14 protein-coding genes are annotated in these 16,872 nt (G+C 46.6%); 10 read left to right on the top strand and 4 right to left on the bottom strand.

Going from position 1 to position 16,872, the window contains the following annotated elements; all coding sequences use genetic code 11:
• Window positions 1-11: 11 nt before the first annotated feature.
• The 5 genes from ACUTVW_RS18010 to ACUTVW_RS18030 all read left to right on the top strand — a co-directional run bounded on the left by ACUTVW_RS18010 (window position 12) and on the right by ACUTVW_RS18030 (window position 7,123).
• Complete coding sequence (locus ACUTVW_RS18010; protein WP_445647059.1) at window positions 12-1,613, top strand: response regulator transcription factor; 1,602 nt, start codon at window positions 12-14, stop codon at window positions 1,611-1,613.
• 153 nt (window positions 1,614-1,766) lie between these two features.
• Window positions 1,767-3,440 carry an extracellular solute-binding protein gene (locus ACUTVW_RS18015; protein ID WP_445647060.1) on the top strand — a complete coding sequence of 558 codons (1,674 nt, stop codon included), beginning with the start codon at window positions 1,767-1,769 and terminating at the stop codon, window positions 3,438-3,440.
• A gap of 219 nt (window positions 3,441-3,659) precedes the next feature.
• Window positions 3,660-4,634 carry an ABC transporter permease gene (locus ACUTVW_RS18020; RefSeq protein ID WP_434752859.1) on the top strand — a complete coding sequence of 325 codons (975 nt, stop codon included), beginning with the start codon at window positions 3,660-3,662 and terminating at the stop codon, window positions 4,632-4,634.
• Between the two features lie 15 nt (window positions 4,635-4,649).
• Window positions 4,650-5,549 (top strand): carbohydrate ABC transporter permease, encoded by a 900-nt coding sequence (locus ACUTVW_RS18025; protein ID WP_186375587.1) that lies wholly within the window; start codon window positions 4,650-4,652, stop codon window positions 5,547-5,549.
• Complete coding sequence (locus ACUTVW_RS18030) at window positions 5,546-7,123, top strand: glycoside hydrolase family 43 protein (protein WP_445647061.1); 1,578 nt, start codon at window positions 5,546-5,548, stop codon at window positions 7,121-7,123. Before ACUTVW_RS18025 ends, ACUTVW_RS18030 begins: the two co-directional genes overlap by 4 nt.
• A gap of 109 nt (window positions 7,124-7,232) precedes the next feature.
• On the opposite strand, the gene ACUTVW_RS18035 is transcribed toward ACUTVW_RS18030, so the two are convergent.
• Window positions 7,233-7,952, bottom strand: a complete 720-nt coding sequence (locus ACUTVW_RS18035) for a suppressor of fused domain protein (RefSeq protein WP_445647062.1) — start codon at window positions 7,950-7,952, stop codon at window positions 7,233-7,235.
• 131 nt (window positions 7,953-8,083) lie between these two features.
• Between ACUTVW_RS18035 and ACUTVW_RS18040 the strand changes: the two genes are divergently transcribed.
• From ACUTVW_RS18040 to ACUTVW_RS18050, 3 genes are all read left to right on the top strand, one after another.
• Window positions 8,084-8,413 (top strand): ArsR/SmtB family transcription factor, encoded by a 330-nt coding sequence (locus ACUTVW_RS18040; protein ID WP_445647063.1) that lies wholly within the window; start codon window positions 8,084-8,086, stop codon window positions 8,411-8,413.
• A gap of 177 nt (window positions 8,414-8,590) precedes the next feature.
• Window positions 8,591-10,363 carry a SulP family inorganic anion transporter gene (locus ACUTVW_RS18045; RefSeq protein WP_445647064.1) on the top strand — a complete coding sequence of 591 codons (1,773 nt, stop codon included), beginning with the start codon at window positions 8,591-8,593 and terminating at the stop codon, window positions 10,361-10,363.
• A gap of 75 nt (window positions 10,364-10,438) precedes the next feature.
• The gene (locus tag ACUTVW_RS18050; protein WP_445647065.1) at window positions 10,439-11,485 is read left to right on the top strand and encodes a phosphotransferase; all 1,047 of its coding nucleotides are present in this window, start codon (window positions 10,439-10,441) and stop codon (window positions 11,483-11,485) included.
• Window positions 11,486-11,630: 145 nt separating this feature from the next.
• On the opposite strand, the gene ACUTVW_RS18055 is transcribed toward ACUTVW_RS18050, so the two are convergent.
• Together ACUTVW_RS18055 and ACUTVW_RS18060 are read right to left on the bottom strand one after the other, a co-directional pair.
• A complete protein-coding gene (locus tag ACUTVW_RS18055) occupies window positions 11,631-12,623 on the bottom strand; it encodes a DUF4003 family protein (RefSeq protein ID WP_445647066.1) in 993 nt (330 codons plus the stop codon).
• Between the two features lie 27 nt (window positions 12,624-12,650).
• The gene (locus tag ACUTVW_RS18060; RefSeq protein ID WP_445647067.1) at window positions 12,651-13,019 is read right to left on the bottom strand and encodes a DUF6713 family protein; all 369 of its coding nucleotides are present in this window, start codon (window positions 13,017-13,019) and stop codon (window positions 12,651-12,653) included.
• Window positions 13,020-13,321: 302 nt separating this feature from the next.
• Here ACUTVW_RS18060 and ACUTVW_RS18065 point away from each other — a divergent pair, with 302 nt between their 5' ends.
• Window positions 13,322-14,698, top strand: a complete 1,377-nt coding sequence (locus tag ACUTVW_RS18065) for an amino acid permease (RefSeq protein WP_445647068.1) — start codon at window positions 13,322-13,324, stop codon at window positions 14,696-14,698.
• Window positions 14,699-14,936: 238 nt separating this feature from the next.
• Window positions 14,937-15,839 carry an SDR family oxidoreductase gene (locus ACUTVW_RS18070; RefSeq protein ID WP_445647069.1) on the top strand — a complete coding sequence of 301 codons (903 nt, stop codon included), beginning with the start codon at window positions 14,937-14,939 and terminating at the stop codon, window positions 15,837-15,839.
• 106 nt (window positions 15,840-15,945) lie between these two features.
• Here the strand turns inward: ACUTVW_RS18070 and ACUTVW_RS18075 are convergent, their stop codons facing one another.
• The gene (locus tag ACUTVW_RS18075; protein WP_445647070.1) at window positions 15,946-16,725 is read right to left on the bottom strand and encodes a GNAT family N-acetyltransferase; all 780 of its coding nucleotides are present in this window, start codon (window positions 16,723-16,725) and stop codon (window positions 15,946-15,948) included.
• Window positions 16,726-16,872: the final 147 nt, after the last annotated feature.

The following is a 16,872-nucleotide window of genomic DNA, read 5'->3' on the forward strand; positions in this document are numbered from 1 at the left end:
GGAGCGAGGATATGATCAACGTGCTGATTGTGGACGATGAGCCATTTATTCGCCAAGGACTTCTTTTGCTGATTGATTGGAACGCGCTTGGATATCAGATTTGTGGACAGGCTTCGAACGGGCTGCAGGCGCTCGATTGTATCCGTACCATGAAGCCTGATCTCGTCATATCTGACATTAAAATGCCGGAAATGGATGGGATGCGGCTGGCCAAGATGGTATATGAAGAGTACGGTGACGAGATGAAAATGGTGCTGCTCAGCGGGTTCTATGAGTTCGAGTACGCCAAACAAGCAATCAAGTATCAGGTGAACGATTATATACTTAAACCAATTGTGAGGGACGAGCTGCTGCAAGTGCTGGAGGCATTCAAAGTCTCCTTTTTGGAGAGAACGGAAGAGAAGCGACATCAGGAAAAACAGGAACAGATTGTACTTACTCAGCATGTGCAATCTATTTTGCTTGGAACGGCGGATCAAGAGACCCTTGACCATGTGCGAGTCCATTATGGGGAAGCAACGAAATTGCGATGTTTGATGATTGAAACGGAGTCGGAGCGCGAACAGCAGCAGAACGATGGGAGTCTGCTCGTGGAAGCCCATATAAACCAGAATTACGCAGGACATGTCCTGAAATCCTTCACAGGGGAGAAAAACAGGTTGCTGCATATTGTAACCGACCTGTTGCTGAAGCGTGAGGCATTATCACTGGAACAATACGTCACGCGGATTTATAACGAGTTAGGCCGAATTCAGAGTGCAGCGATTGCAATCTATGCGGGGAAAGAGGTTAGCAGATTGGACGAACTCCATGAGTCCTACTACTCCTGCGGAAAGATCAAAAGTTTGCGTTTCTTTAGCGCATACGGGCCAATCTACTATTTTGAGCATATGGACACCAGTGTGTTTACCAATCAGCCCGCCGGGAGGGAGAAACAGCTATTCGACGGACTGATTCAAGCCATAGAGGAGCAACGAATTGAGGATGTGCGAGGTCATGCGCAGGCCATCTTTCAATTTTTTCTGGAGCAGCGTATCGAGCCGGGCATCGTGGGCATTCATCTTCATTATTTGGCTTACACGTTGCTGGGGCTGGTTAACAGTGATGAATCCGATCTGAATTCAGATGAGCAATGGATGCAGTCGACGTTTCTTCAGCAGAACTACGCCATGCTGTCCATGGAAGAGAATATCGAGAATCTGTGCGAGTTTTCGTATATATGTGCGGAGAAGCTGAAAGAGCGGCAGAAGTGGAACGCGATGGGGGTCTTGGCCCGAGTCGAGGCTTACATTCATGAGCACTATATGGAAAATATGAGCCTGAAATTGCTCGGAGAGCATTTTTACATGAACAGTGCGTATCTGGGCCAGATATTCAAAAAGCATTACGGCGTGAGTTTCAGTGATTACCTGAATCAGATTCGGATCGAAGAGGCCACCCGGCTGCTACGCAGAACGGATTACAGAGTGTATGAGATCGCAGCGATGGTGGGATATCGGGATTCGGATTATTTTATTAACCGCTTCGAAAAAATCAGGGGAGAGACACCGGCCCAATATCGGAAAAGGGCTCAAGCGATGCCTACCTCAGATTCGTCATCCTGCACTCCTTGAAAGGGGAGCAGGATTTTTTGCTTATCTGGAATTATTCGGATGGGGCCTATAGTTTGTCCCGTTGAGGAGAGCAGGCAACAATGATAATTTTAAATCAACCTTTGGAAAGCGCTTTCTAAAGAGTGTCTCTCAACATACTTCGCTGGAGGGGTCATGATGAAAAAGGATGTCAGAAAAAGATTAAGGCAGCTCGTTCTACTCACGTTGATGTTTACGGTGGTGCTCGCCGGTTGTACACCAGGGGCATCCAAATCGGAGGAGAAGACGGCAGACGGCAAAGAACTGAAGCAGTTTTCCGCATTTTTTGCTGTACCAGGCAAGCTCGCACCTGATGATAACCGGGTGATGAAGGCTATTGAGGAAAAGACAGGCGTGCGGGTCACGATGGATTGGCTCACAGGCCAGACCGCCAAAGAACGAATTGGAGTAATGATTGCAGGCGGCGAGTATCCGGATTTCATTGATGGCAGTGATGGTACACAGCAATTAGTATCTGCCGGTGCGCTTGTGCCACTTGAAGACTACATCGATAAATACCCAAATATTAAAAACTATCTCGGTGACAACTGGAAGAAAATGAAGAATTCAACGGATGGTCATATCTACTTCATTCCGCAATTCGGAAATTTACAAGGCGAGTCCATGAAAGTATCCCATGATGGGGAAGCGTTCTGGATTCAAAAAGCAGTGCTGGAATGGGCTAACTATCCGACGATCAAAACATTGGATCAGTACTTTGACTTGATCGAAAAGTACAAAGCAGCGAATCCAACAATTAATGGTCAGCCAACGATTGGTTTTGAGATCATCTCTTACGACTGGCGTTACTTCGCTCTGGAGAATCCACCGTTGTTCCTGGCCGGTTATCCGAATGAAGGAGCCGCAATTGTTGACAAGGCTACGTTAACAGCGAAAAACTACAATACGATTCCGGAAGCCAAGGCTTATTTTAAAAAAATCAATGAGGTCTACAACAAAGGGCTTGTTGACAATGAGACGTTCACAGCGAATTACGATCAGTACATTTCCAAAATTTCAACGGGACGCGTACTGGGCATGGTCGATCAGGGATGGCAGTTCCTTGACGCAGAGGCTTCTCTCGTTAAACAAAAGCTGTATGAAAGAACCTACGTCCCACTGTCCATTACGTTGTCCGAAGATGTAAAAGGACGTTATCAGCATAAGCCGATTCTGAACGTCAACGGTGGACTTGCGATCACGAAGAGCTGTAAAGATGTTGAAGGAGCGCTTCAATACATTAACGATCTGCTTGATCCGGAGACAGAAGTGCTGAGAACGTGGGGACAAAAAGATGTGGATTATCAGGTGGATGACAAAGGTGTATTCTCCCGTAACGAGGAGCAACGCGCCAATTCGAAAGATCCGGACTGGGTACTCGCAAACACTGGAAGCCCGCTGGTATATTTCCCTCACCATGAAGGCATGACAGCAGACGGTAAAAATGCGATGGATCCGAAAGAACAGCCGGAGGAATACCTGGCTACACTGAATGACATTGATAAAAAAGTGCTCAAGGCTTACGGATACACCAAATTCACGGATTTCCTGGAGCCAGCGGAAGAGAACGAACCATGGTTCCCGATCTATACGTTCAATTTCGAACCGAATAAACCAGAGACCATTGCCAGACAGAAGATGGACGATGTGAAACGCAAATGGTTGCCTAAAGTGATCATGACCTCACCAGCTGAGTTCGAACAGGCATGGGAGGAGTATCAATCCACACTCAAAGAAAGTGCAGATATCAAAGCGTATGAGGATGCGCTTACGGAAGAGGTTCGCAGACGTGTAGAGCTGTGGGGTTAAACAGGTAAAACAGATGCAAGTAGTAAGACAGGTTATACGATAAGCAGCAAGAAAAGCAATACCAGTAATTAATAGCTAGGTTTAAGGCAGATAGGCTATGGGATACCCTGTAGCCTTTCTTAATCCACACATAAACATGTACCCATTGGACAGGAATGGATTCGAATCATCCGCAGCGGATGATATAGATAAAACTCGTAATCAAGGAGAGAGAAAAGCATGGCTAAAAAGGAGTTGCAGCCTTCGGTAAATACCAGTCATATCCCATCAGGGAAAAGCTGGCTCGGGTATAACTTGTCCAGAATGAAAAGTCAGCGCCAATTGATGTGGATGTCATTCCCCTTCATTGCGTTTATTGCTATTTTTGCATATGGGCCTCTATGGGGCTGGCTTATGGCTTTTCAGAACTACAGACCGGGCATTGGTTTTATGGAGCAGGATTGGGCGGGGCTGGATCATTTTCGAACGTTATTTACAGACCCGACTTTCTTACGTGTCATTCGCAATACACTGGCGATGAGCCTGATCAGTCTGTTTCTGGGATTTGTGGGTTCAATCGGTCTGGCGCTCTTGCTCAACGAACTACGGCTGGTTTTGTTTAAACGTGTCGTACAGACCGTTTCTTACCTACCACACTTTCTGTCGTGGATCATCGTGACAGGTATCGTTGCGAATGTACTATCAACGGAAAACGGGATTGTGAATGTGCTGATGACCAAGCTGGGGCTGATCGATGCACCGATCAATTTTTTTGCCGAACCCAAATATTTCTGGGGCATCGTAGGTTTGTCTAGCATGTGGAAGGAGATCGGTTGGGGTACGATTATTTATCTGGCTTCCATGGCGTCGATTAATCCCAGTTTGTACGAGGCAGCATCCATCGATGGAGCAGGCCGTTTCCGCAAAATGTGGAATGTCACACTGCCGAGCATCAAACCAACCATCATTATCCTGCTGATTATCAACGTGGGTAACGTACTGAATGCAGGTTTTGAGATTCAATATTTGCTGGGGAACGGACTGGTGCAGGATGTATCCGAGACGATTGATATTTTTGTCCTGAAATACGGGATTAATCTCGGAAACTACTCACTTGCCACCGCGGCAGGCATCTTCAAAAGTGTGGTCAGTCTGGTGCTCATCTTTATCGCCAACGGGATTGCCAAATCTCTTGGGGAAGAGCGGTTGATATGATAAGGGGGCAGCGCTGTGAATCGAATTAGCGGAAAACGAAGCCTGGGTGACTCAATTTTCTCGATCACCAATGGCATATTTATGTTGCTTGTTATGGTTGTTACGTTATATCCTTTTTTAAACACCATTGCCGTATCTTTCAATAACGGTCTGGATACGATTCGCGGGGGAATCTATCTCTGGCCGAGAGAGTGGACGCTGCAAAACTATGTTTCCGTGTTCCAAAATCCACATCTGACCCAAGCGGCATTTATTTCAGTTGCCAGAACGGTCATTGGAACCGTGGTACAGCTCTTCTGTACAGCCATGCTGGCTTATGTACTGAGCCGTAAGGAATACATGTTTAACAAATTCGTCACTACACTCTTTGTGATCACAATGTATTTCAGCGGAGGTTTAATCCCCGGATATATGTTGATCAAACAAGTGGGATTGCTGAACAGTTTCTGGGTTTATATCATTCCCGGTCTGATCGGTGTATTCAATATGATCGTCATCCGTACCTACATTCAGGGGTTATCCGAGGGACTGATTGAATCGGCAAAAATGGATGGTGCAGGAGATTTCCGCATCTTTATGCGTATTGTGCTTCCGCTCTCTAAACCGGTGCTGGCTACGGTGGCTCTCTTTATTGCTGTAGGTCAGTGGAACTCCTGGTTTGACTCCATGCTCTATACGGCAGGTAACCGCAATTTGACCACCCTGCAATATGAACTGATGAAGCTGTTATCCTCGGCAACGTCACAAGGGGGAACGGTCAATGTGGATCAATACAAAAATGTGACCAATATGGTCACCCCCGTGTCCATTCGGGCAGCCATCACCATTGTGACGGCCATGCCCATCGTTGTGCTTTATCCATTCTTGCAAAAATACTTTGTCACTGGACTCACCATTGGAGGGGTAAAAGAATGAACAATGTTAATCAAGGCGAGCAATGCACGTTTAATAATCCGATTATGCCCGGGTTTTATCCAGATCCGTCTGTCTGCCGGGTAGGGGAAGACTTTTATCTGGTCACATCTACGTTTGCCTATTTTCCTGGCGTTCCGATCTTTCACAGCCGTGATCTGGTTCATTGGAAACAGATCGGCAATGTGCTGGATCGTGAGTCTCAGCTTAATCTGGAGGGCGCAGGGCATTCGCAAGGGATTTTTGCACCGACGCTTCGGTATCACGATGGGCTCTTTTATATGATTACAACGAATGTATCTCATGGTGGCAACTTTGTTGTAACCGCTACCGATCCGGCTGGGCCATGGTCTGATCCTTATTTTATTGAAGGTGCGGAAGGTATCGATCCAACGATATTCTTCGATGAAGACGGGAAGGCGTATTACTTGGGAACACGTCCTTGTTCTGAAGGTGTGCGTTACAACGGAAACTGGGAAGTGTGGCTTCGTGAACTGGATTTGGGCAGCATGAAGCTGGTCGGAGACAGCTATGTTCTGTGGCGTGGGGCGATGGTAGATGTGATTTGGCCAGAAGGACCGCATTTGTATAAAATCGGCGAGTATTATTACCTGATGATTGCAGAAGGTGGCACAGGTCTGAACCATGCGGTTACGATTGCACGCAGCAGCAGTTTGACCGGCGGTTATGTCGGGAATCCGAATAATCCGATTATTACCCATCGTCACATGGGCAAGCATTATCCAGTCATTAATGTAGGACATGCGGATCTGGTACAAGCTCCTAATGGTGAATGGTTCATGGTGATGCTGGCTTCCAGACCTTATGGTGGTGCGTTCAGTAATCTTGGCCGGGAGACATTTATTGCTTCGGTGGAATGGGAAGATGGCTGGCCAGTCGTCAATCGGGGGCTGGGTAAGCTGGAGGAGCAAGGTGTGCTGAATCTGCCAGCAGCGCCAGTGGCACCGGATTTGCGCTGTGAAAACTTTGACAATGATGAATTGGGCTTGCAGTGGATGTTCCTGCGTAATCCTCAGGCGGATTTGTATTCCTTGACTGAACGTAAAGGTTATCTGCGCTTGAAGCTGAAACCGCAAACATTGAAGGAACTCGAGAACTCCAGCTTTGTCTGTGTACGTCAGAGACATATGAATTATGTAGCAGCAACGGCGATGGAATTTATGCCGCAGCATGAGCATGAGACGGCAGGTCTGGTGGTTATACAGAATGACCAGTATCATGTGCGAATTGAACGTGCACTTGAAGGAGAACAACAGCTACTGCGTGTCATGACATGGTTTGGTGGTGAGGAGTCACGGGTTGCTCAAGTTAAGTTAGATGGGGATATTCCGCGTGTGTACATCAAGATGGCTGCACTTGGACAGCGACTTAGCTTTTATTACAGTACTGATGGCAGTGAGTATCATCTGGTTGCAGACCGAGTGGATACGACCAGCTTGAGCACGGAAGTAGCTGATGGTTTTGTTGGTTGCTGTATCGGCATGTTTAGCAGCGGCAATGGCAATTCGTCCGATCAGGTAGCCGACTTTGACTGGTTCGAATATGGCTCGTATTAATGTGTGAGGATTAACAAAATATCAACACAAGAAAGCTCAATCCAGCAGCAGATGCGCAAAGGATTGAGCTTTTTTATGTTCGTTATGAAGATCATACGAATGATGAATATCAGGCACCCTCGCAGGTATTGGCCCGATTTACGTCTAAAATTTCGTTCACGTCATGTGCTTCGAATTGGTCAAGCAGGGCGTCCAAGCCATATTCTAGCTTGTGCTCAAGCTCCTCCATGTAAATGGGAAGAATTGCGTAGAAGTGCACAGTCTGTCCATCTTCCATGTCGAGTGTCAGGAAATCCTCATCGACCTCAAGCGGAGGCAGCACAATAAAGGCACACATGTCTGTTTTATTGGAAAGTGGCTTTGCCGGATCACCATTCGGCACCGTATGCCCCCAGCTTAGCCATGTATCATAGTCATGCGGCAGGCGAGCCATCGTTTTCAACCAACGGATCGGCCAGTAGTTATCCGATTCCTTCAGTTCCTCCTCTAATAGAGGCCAATCCGGTGGCAGACAAATCATCAGTTCTGCATACTTATAATCCTCTGCATCTTCAGGCGTGTTCATCGGCAAGGCACTCATGCCTGTGGTATACAACGTATAATAATTACGTTCTGGTGTTGGACGAATGATATGGACATCGATATGAACTTTATCTGACACCAGCTCATGGAACACAGATTCGGCTTCGCCGAGATATGTATCCGCGTGGTGCTCTATTCGCTCCAGCCATTCGTCTTTTGCGTAAGAAGTGGACTGCCACTCACGATTCGTATCCTTATGACGAAGGATAGGGACACCGGAGGGTGAATATTCGGATGATTTGGACATGCATACCGCTCCCTTACACCGTATAATGTACTTGCTTTTTCATCATATCATATCATGTGAATGGAAGCCTGAACCCCGTTCTATGGTATGATATGAGCATGTTGATGAGTTCGATTGAAGGAGCAAAGGGTATGAATCAGAGCGTGCAGCAGTTCAAAGCCGATTTCTTCAAAGCGCTGGCACATCCGATGCGCATTCGCATTTTGGAGTTGCTGAGTGAAGGTGACAAAAGCGTCAATGAACTGCAGAGTATTCTTGGATTGGAAGGTTCTGCGGTATCCCAGCAGCTGGCTGTTCTACGTAGCAAAAATGTAGTACAGGGAATTAAAGAAGGTACAACCGTCACCTACTCACTGCGTGACCCGCTGATTAAAGATCTACTAGGGGTTGCCAAACAAATTTTTGACAACCACCTGGTCGATGCGATTTCGATGCTGGAGGATATACGCAAAGACAGCTGACACAGGAAACGAGAGCAACCATGCGTTTGTACGGGGCTCTCGTTTTTTTGGTTTCATTTTATACGAGCACAATCCGCCAGAATTGTGATATTTGCGATTGACACAGCATATATCAGGGAGTAGTGTTCACTTTATATTCAAATATTCAAATATATGAAGAAAAGAAGGTTATGGAGCATGAAAGGCATCGGGAGATATGCGGGTTATCGATTGGCTGATTTTCGCAAGGATCTGGTATCGGGGCTGATTGTAGGTATTATAGCGATTCCGCTTGGTATGGCTTTTGCCATCGCTTCAGGCGTTAAGCCGGAATATGGATTGTATACAACCATCATTGCGGGAATCTTGATTTCACTGTTAGGCGGTTCAAAATTTCAGATTGGTGGCCCAACGGGGGCATTTATCCCAATCCTTTTTGCCATTGTCATGCAGTATGGTTACGAAAATTTGCTGATTGCTGGCATGATGGCCGGACTGATGCTCATTGTGATGGGTGTGTTCAAGCTGGGGGCATTAATTAAATTCATTCCAAGACCCGTGACGATTGGTTTTACGGCGGGTATTGCCGTGCTGATCTTTAGTGGACAGATCGTGAATGTGCTGGGACTTACGGGAGTAACAAAACACGAGGACTTTTACTCCAATATGAAAGAGATCGGGATGCACATCAGTACGGTTAATATATACAGTTTGCTGACAGCGGGGGTGTGCCTGGCTGTTCTTCTGCTTGTACCGAAGTTTGCACCCAAAGTGCCTGCTTCGCTGCTGGGTCTGATATGCTCGACCGTTGTTGCAGCCGTCTTCTTCAAAGATCAGGTGGCTACAATTGGTTCATCCTTCGGAGAGATTCCGGGGACTTTACCTGGGTTTCATCTGCCTGAGATCACATGGGAACGTATCGTAAATTTACTGCAGCCTGCTTTTGTGATTGCTATGCTCGGTGGTATTGAATCGTTGTTGTCCGCGGTTGTCGCCGATGGCATGACGGGCAGTCGCCATAACAGCAACCGGGAACTGATCGGGCAAGGGGTTGCCAACCTTGTTACACCGCTGTTCGGTGGTATCCCGGCGACAGGAGCGATTGCTCGTACCGCAACAAATATTAAATCGGGTGCGGTATCTCCATTGTCAGGTGTTATTCATGGTGTTGTTGTTCTGCTTGTTTTGGTTCTGTTTGCACCGTATGCATCCCATATTCCGCTTGCCAGCATGGCGCCGGTTCTGATGTTGGTGGCCTGGAACATGAGTGAACGAAAATCCTTTGCTTACGTATTGCGAACCAGAACAGGGGATTCGCTTGTGTTGCTGCTGACCTTTCTTCTTACTGTATTTACGAGCCTGACGACTGCGGTGGAAGTGGGTTTGATTCTGGCGGTCATTCTGTTTGTGAAACGAATGAGCGAGATGCTGAAAGTGGCCAAAGTACTGCCCGATCCGGATCATAAACATGAGAAGGTTATGGCTCACATGGTACGGGAGGGACATGATTGTCCACAGATCAGCCTGTATACGATCGAAGGACCGTTATTTTTTGGTGCAGCGGATATGTTTGAAAAATCGGTTATGGATTCACTTCCGGAGCGTCCGGGCATGTTATTGCTGCGCATGGGGAAAGTTCCTTTTATCGATACAACAGGCGAGGCTAATCTGGCGAGTTTAATCAAGCATTTTGAACGTTCGGGCGGGATCGTACTGTTGTCGGGCCTTCAGGCGCAGCCGCTCGAAATGCTGAAACGAACGGGTTTGCTGGAACGGTTAGATTCGGCACATCGGTTTGAACATACGGGAGAAGCGATTACCTATGCACTAAGGCATCTGAACGAAGAGAAGTGTAAGGGATGCAAACATTTTGCGTTTCGGGAGTGTGCGGCTTTGTCCGGTTGTGGATTGGAATCTAAGCCTGAGCAGCAGCAAAAATGGAAGGTTGTGACCGCTAAAGCGGCTCCTTGAAAACCGTTCCAATAAATTCCTGAATGGTATATATTAATTATATTCATTACATATCAGACAGGAAGGAACTTGATTATGTTTAATCATGCAACAGCTTTGCGTTCGGTGCTCAGTCCGGCATATCTGGAGTGGGCATTACAGGAACGTTATGATATCGGAACGTGGGAAGAATGCAGGTTTTGGCTGCGAGGTTTAAATGATACTTACCGGGTACGCACAAGCACAGGAATTTATATATTGCGAATATATCGTACCGAGGTTGTGGAAGCGGATGTTCGTTATGAACTGGGTGTGTTGACCGCACTAAAAGAAGGTCTCGGTTCGAGTGCGCATACAAAGGTTGGAGGCTCTATCCCAACGAAAGATCAGACCGGGTATACGATGCTGGATGCGGCTGAAGGAAAGCGGGCAGCTGTGCTCTTTCACTATATTGAGGGAACAGAAAATAATCTGGAGGATGAGAATTCCTGCTACGCTTTTGGCCGATCTGCTGCTGAACTGCACCAGGCTATGGATCGAATGAAGTTGGAACAGGGGCGAGAACCGGCGTCAGAGTCGGACACGAAGTCGAAGCCGGAACGGAGTAGCGAAAGGTTCGAGCTGAATACGAAATTTCTCATCGATGAGCCTCTTGAACGAATTCTGCGTTACATTGGAGAGGATGGTGAGGAAGCAACATTTCTGCAAACGTTTGCTAACGTGTTAAAAGAAAAGATTTTTACCGTCTCCAGTACCGGGCTGGATTATGGTTTGTGTCATGGCGATATGCATGGAAACAACAATGTGTTTGAGCAGCAAGAACGCTTCATCCATTATGATTTCGAATGGGCTGCTCCGGGATGGCGTGCGTATGATCTGGCTCAAGTGAAGATTCGGAAACGGCAGTCGGGTGATTCGGAGAAGAAGCAGCAGTTATGGAATGCGTTGATGAAAGGATACAGATCCGTTCGGAACTTTACAGATGCAGATGAACAGGCGGTCGACCTGTTTATTATCGCTCGCAGGTTCTGGGTGATGGGTCTGGATGTGGCCTTTATTGATAGTGATATGGGCGCGCTGGATTACGGCGAGGATTGGCTGAATGACTTTATTGAGGAGTTTCGTGAGACGGGTATTGTGTAGTGAACTAATTCATATGAAATAAAAAGTAACTGTCCTTAAAAAACGATTATGCGGGTTTACTCGCATAATCGTTTTTTATTTACCTGTTGGTGCTTGATATGATCAATTATTATAGCGATATTCATTTTTGCGCTACCTATATCATCTACGATTGCGCGGAAGAGGCAGCGGTCGCTGCTGCTGCAGCGGCTGCTGCCGACATGGCGGCTTGCTGAGCGACGATAATGTTGGTAATCGTTGTGGACATGGAAGATGTGAGTATGTCATTCTGTAGACTCTCCACATGTTGAAGTGCAGTCAATGCAGATGAGAACAGCAGCAATTCCTGTTTGTTTATGGACCATGCCCCAAAACCATTTTTAGTTCTTAACCAGTCATATGTCTCAATAACCTGATCTACCAGCAAATCGATCTCTGCTGGCAATAGTGCGAATAGTGCGAGTGAAGGCAATGTGTACGTCTTATCCATCCGAAGATTCCTTGAACGGAAAGCCTCGCTTAAAGCCAGCAAACGTTCACTGACCTGAGACCCGCCATCCCCGATAACGAGAATGTGTGTTAAGGTCTGCACGCTGTTTTTTGCGGAAAAATGAGGTTTTAACTCCCGATAAAGCTGCTCCATATGCGCGATAGCGGTGTCCACTTCCAGATCCGAGAGGGCTAACATCGCTGTGAAAATATAGTCATCATGTCCCGTAAGGAAGGGATGCTCTTTTTTCATACGGTCATAGAATGATTTGGCACGTTCCACGGTATGCTGAAATTGATCAGGCGGCACTCGAGCAGCGATCTGATAGGCCGCCATCACCAGGTAATCGGAGTTGCGGAACTTGATTTCTTTCGTCAAATCATGGACTTGAATCGTATGTTGCAGTCTTGTAAGTTGATCCGTTGTCAGAGAAAGCATAGCTGCAAAATGAAAGGAAGAAGGGCCCCTAAATGCAGAGAAACGTTTGGTATGCTGCTTCATCAAGTCGTTGCTTTGCTGAATGGCTTCTGGATCTATACTTTTATTCTCCACTACATATAGCAACGCCGCCAAACGGCGCATGATGGGGTTCTGCCATTTGAATGGTTTCTTGAGAATCAGGGTGTTAGAAACGAATAATTCGGCTTTTTCCAGCAGTTTTGGTTGCATGTGCAACCCTCCTAATGATTAGTATGGTTAATTCAACATAAGGAATATTAAATGAATCAGCGCAATGCATCCCATGGGATAGATCAACGATCTGGAGAACCTATTTTTAAATTCGTTCTGAGGATGCTTTTCGAAAAAGAAGTGTAACACGGTATGTATGATAAAAAATACATCTAGTACCCAGAATGTTATGGTCTGATAGGAACTGAAAAGAAGTGAGAAGATGATCGTATACAGTGGAAGATGAATCCAGGTGAAATATGTATATGCTTTTTCTGCTTCCATATCTTTTAACACGATAAACAATTTCCATTCGGACCGTCGGATCGCATCCATTTCATGCAGTAGAAACAGGGAAAGGTTGAACAGAAATAAGATCAATAACAAGTTTGGCATCTTTATCCTCCTATTTTAATTTTCATGGATCGGCTGGTAAAGGGCATTAAAAATCATACGTGACTTCTACTGGAAAAGTTCCGGTAACATGAACAAAAGCGCTACTCATATCACAAAGAAATGATTGAAGATTTGAGCAATTTTTGACATATGTACCTGTGAGTGCTTACTTCCTCATAATCCATATTGTATTTCTGCTTCACATCTCGTACAATTTGATGAAGTAATTCTGCATTGCGTTAATGTGAGCAGATGGATGGAATGACAATTGGAAGCTGGATTTAAGAAAAGGGGAGAATCACTTGGAATCAAAAGGACTATCGAGAGGGCTGAAACCCCGCCATGTTGAGCTGATTGCGCTCGGCGGTACGATTGGCGTCGGGTTGTTCATGGGATCGGCAAGCACGATCAAATGGGCTGGGCCCTCTGTACTGCTGGCCTATTTACTGGCCGGGATCATTATCTTTTTTGTCATGCGTATTATGGGGGAGATGTTGATCCAGGAGCCGGTGACCGGTTCATTTGCGACATTTGCTCACAAATATATCAGCCCCCTCGCGGGATTCCTCACGGCCTGGAGTTACTGGTTCTTGTGGGTTACGGTGGGCATGGCCGAAGTTACGGCAATCGGGATTTATGTAGGATATTGGTTCCCGGATATCCCCCAGTGGATTCCAGCGCTGGTCGGGGTATTCATTATTGCGGCAGCCAATCTGGCAGCGGTCAAGTTCTATGGTGAATTCGAATTTTGGTTTGCGATGATTAAGGTGACCGCGATTGTGGCTATGATTATCATCGGAACAGGTCTTATTTTCTTCGGATGGGGCAATGGAGGGCAACCGATCGGTCTGTCTAATCTGATTAGTCATGGGGGCTTCTTCCCTGGAGGCATCAAAGGATTCCTCTTTGCGCTTTGTATTGTAACAGCAGCCTATCAGGGTGTGGAGATGGTTGGAATTACGGCTGGCGAAGCCGAAAATCCGAAACATACGCTGCGCAAAGCGATCAAAAATATTGTGTGGCGAATTCTCATTTTCTACGTAGGTGCAATATTTGTGATCGTCACATTGTATCCGTGGAACGAGGTAGGGGAGACGGGAAGTCCATTCGTGCTGACCTTTGCCAAAGTCGGCATTGTTGCAGCTGCGGGTATTATTAACTTCGTGGTGCTGACAGCGGCGATGTCAGGATGTAACAGTGGGATCTACAGCGCAGGACGCATGTTATACACGCTTGCCGAGAATGGGCAGGCACCTGCGTTTTTCAAAAAGTTATCCAAAGGCGGGGTTCCCCGCAACAGTATCGTGGTGACTATTTCCCTGCTTCTGATTGGGGTTGTGCTCAACTATCTGATGCCGGATTCGAAGCTGTTCCTTTACATCTACAGTGCAAGTGTACTCCCGGGAATGGTGCCTTGGTTCGCGCTGGCTTTCAGTCAATTCAGATTCAGAAAGCGCTGGGGGAAGGAACTCGCGGAGCATAATTTCAAGTCCAAGTGGTTCCCGATCAGCAATTACATCATCATTGTGTATCTGATTCTGGTCATTATCGGTATGGCCTTCAATCCGGATACACGTCTGCCGCTGATTGTGGGGGCGACGTTTATGGCGATTGTGGTGGTAGGATATTATGTATTTGGCACAGGTAGCCGGCAATCCGAAGTAAATGATCCCAAATAAACAATAATTACATCTGTAGTGTGATCCGTTATTACGTTTAACCAAATGATACAGTCGCCTGTGTGGCGACAATAAAGCACTCCTTGAACATATTGGGTGACCTGTGAAGAGTCCAATATGTGCGTGGAGTGTTTTTTTGCAGTTTAAATGACAGGCATCTCGGTTACAAAGGAAAGAGTGAACCTTTACACAAACGAAAATTCACAACACATAAATACCAACTGAGGAGGAATGAATTATGGCGACGCAAGATCAGCATTCGATTCAAGATCCAACGACACAATATCCGAAGGCAACGAAGGAGTGGAAACAGCAGCAGGATGAGCCAGGATTGCAGCGTGAGATGACTCCGGTTCCGGATTGTGGTGAAAAAAGTTATAAAGGCAGCGGCCGACTTATGGGACGTAAAGCGGTCGTTACCGGTGCGGATAGCGGAATTGGCCGTGCGGCGGCAATAGCCTATGCACGTGAAGGGGCAGACGTTGTACTCTCCTATCTACCAGAGGAAGAAGCGGATGCGAAGGAAGTTGTGCAGTTAATCGAGGAAGCAGGACGGAAAGCCATAGCCGTTCCCGGGGATCTGAGGGACGAGAAATACTGTGAGCAGTTAATCGAAACTGCGGTCAAAGAACTCGGCGGCATCGATATTTTAGCTAATGTAGCCGGGAAACAGCAGTTTGTCGAGCAGATTGAAGATCTAACGACAGAACAGTTTGATGCCACATTCAAAACAAATGTCTATTCCATGTTCTGGCTCAACAAAGCGGCAGTCAAACATATGAAAGCCGGCGGTTCGATCATCAATACTTCGTCGATTCAGGCGTATAAACCGTCTCCGATTTTGCTGGACTATGCGACTACGAAGGCTTCAATTAATACCTTTAGTAAAGCGCTCGCCCAACAGGTTGGCAGCAAAGGCATTCGTGTGAACGTTGTTGCGCCAGGGCCAGTCTGGACACCGCTTCAGATTGTTGGTGGGCAGCCCGTTGAGAAGTTGGCCGAATTCGGCAGCAATACTCCGCTTGGACGTGCAGGACAACCTGCCGAGATGGCTCCGGCGTACGTATTTCTGGCGAGCCAGGAATCCAGCTATGTGAGCGGAGAGACGTTAAATGCTAATGGTGGTACGGTTAGTCCATAATCCAGAGATCCACTTATGGCGAGCGTATCGTTATGGGCTTGTAACCCTCCATCAGGTTCATATAAAAAAGAGCAAAGCAAAGCAATGCGCTTTGCTTTGCTCTTTTTTATATGACGTTAGAACATGAACGGGTATATTCTTTAACCCGGTACCAATACGAATAGGCATTGGTAAAACCTAATTTTGAATATAGCCGCCGTGCGGGTGCGTTGTTTTCGACGACTTGCAGATAACTTGAAATAGCCCCATAGCGTTTTCCCCAGTGCAGCAGATGCAGGATCATCTGTTCCGCCAGGCCACGATTACGATAGGATGGATCTGTAATGATGTCATGCAGTCCAATGTATCCTCGCTCAACTACACCAAGCCCGCAGGCTGCCACAAGCCCATCCACAGACAGCGTGATGAATCCCGTTTTTGCGCGAACGTTGAAGAGCATCTGTGTCATCGTATCTTGAGAATCTTCGTGGACCGCGTTCAAACGGCAGAAATGTTCCAACCATTCGTCTGTTAGCTGCTCTTCAATGTGGACCTCCAAAAGCTCAGGCACTTTCAGATTCTCTAAATTGCGAAGCTGTACGAGGGTTCGATCCACGACGACATAACCTTTATCCTGCAAAAGCTGATCCAACTCTGCTGGCTGGACAAATGGTGTAATTTTGAAAATCGTATTTAACTGGTTGGACGTATAGATTCGCTCACATTCCATGATCTTTTCATACACATCCAGAGTAGAAGGATAGATCGCTTGAACGGAGTTGGCACGTTTCGTATATCCCCTGGCAAAACGCAGCACCCAGCCGTCATATAGAGAGGTGGATAAAGGTTGCCAGTGGTTGAGTGTTAGTTCTTCAATGTGACGATGGTTATCCTGTATTGCTTTCATTCTGTTCACCTCCCGGTAAGATACGTTAACGATGTAATGATTAATTAAATAATAATACATATAATTGAATAAAAATTCAATTAGGGCCATTCGTATGTCAAAGATCTGAATATTGGTATACAATCTCTAGACAGCGTGAAAAAAAAC

The sequence above is a fragment of the Paenibacillus sp. TSA_86.1 genome (assembly GCF_052691815.1).

What these genes read in the sequence shown, in the direction of transcription:
- ACUTVW_RS18060 (WP_445647067.1), bottom strand. Translation starts at nt 13,019, where the DNA reads ATGCCAAACTTGTTATTGATCTTATTTCTGTTCAACCTTTCCCTGTTT.
- ACUTVW_RS18045 (WP_445647064.1), top strand. Translation starts at nt 8,591, where the DNA reads ATGAAAGGCATCGGGAGATATGCGGGTTATCGATTGGCTGATTTTCGC.
- ACUTVW_RS18055 (WP_445647066.1), bottom strand. Translation starts at nt 12,623, where the DNA reads ATGCAACCAAAACTGCTGGAAAAAGCCGAATTATTCGTTTCTAACACC.
- ACUTVW_RS18030 (WP_445647061.1), top strand. Translation starts at nt 5,546, where the DNA reads ATGAACAATGTTAATCAAGGCGAGCAATGCACGTTTAATAATCCGATT.
- ACUTVW_RS18050 (WP_445647065.1), top strand. Translation starts at nt 10,439, where the DNA reads ATGTTTAATCATGCAACAGCTTTGCGTTCGGTGCTCAGTCCGGCATAT.
- ACUTVW_RS18070 (WP_445647069.1), top strand. Translation starts at nt 14,937, where the DNA reads ATGGCGACGCAAGATCAGCATTCGATTCAAGATCCAACGACACAATAT.
- ACUTVW_RS18020 (WP_434752859.1), top strand. Translation starts at nt 3,660, where the DNA reads ATGGCTAAAAAGGAGTTGCAGCCTTCGGTAAATACCAGTCATATCCCA.
- ACUTVW_RS18015 (WP_445647060.1), top strand. Translation starts at nt 1,767, where the DNA reads ATGATGAAAAAGGATGTCAGAAAAAGATTAAGGCAGCTCGTTCTACTC.
- ACUTVW_RS18040 (WP_445647063.1), top strand. Translation starts at nt 8,084, where the DNA reads ATGAATCAGAGCGTGCAGCAGTTCAAAGCCGATTTCTTCAAAGCGCTG.
- ACUTVW_RS18075 (WP_445647070.1), bottom strand. Translation starts at nt 16,725, where the DNA reads ATGAAAGCAATACAGGATAACCATCGTCACATTGAAGAACTAACACTC.
- ACUTVW_RS18035 (WP_445647062.1), bottom strand. Translation starts at nt 7,952, where the DNA reads ATGTCCAAATCATCCGAATATTCACCCTCCGGTGTCCCTATCCTTCGT.
- ACUTVW_RS18010 (WP_445647059.1), top strand. Translation starts at nt 12, where the DNA reads ATGATCAACGTGCTGATTGTGGACGATGAGCCATTTATTCGCCAAGGA.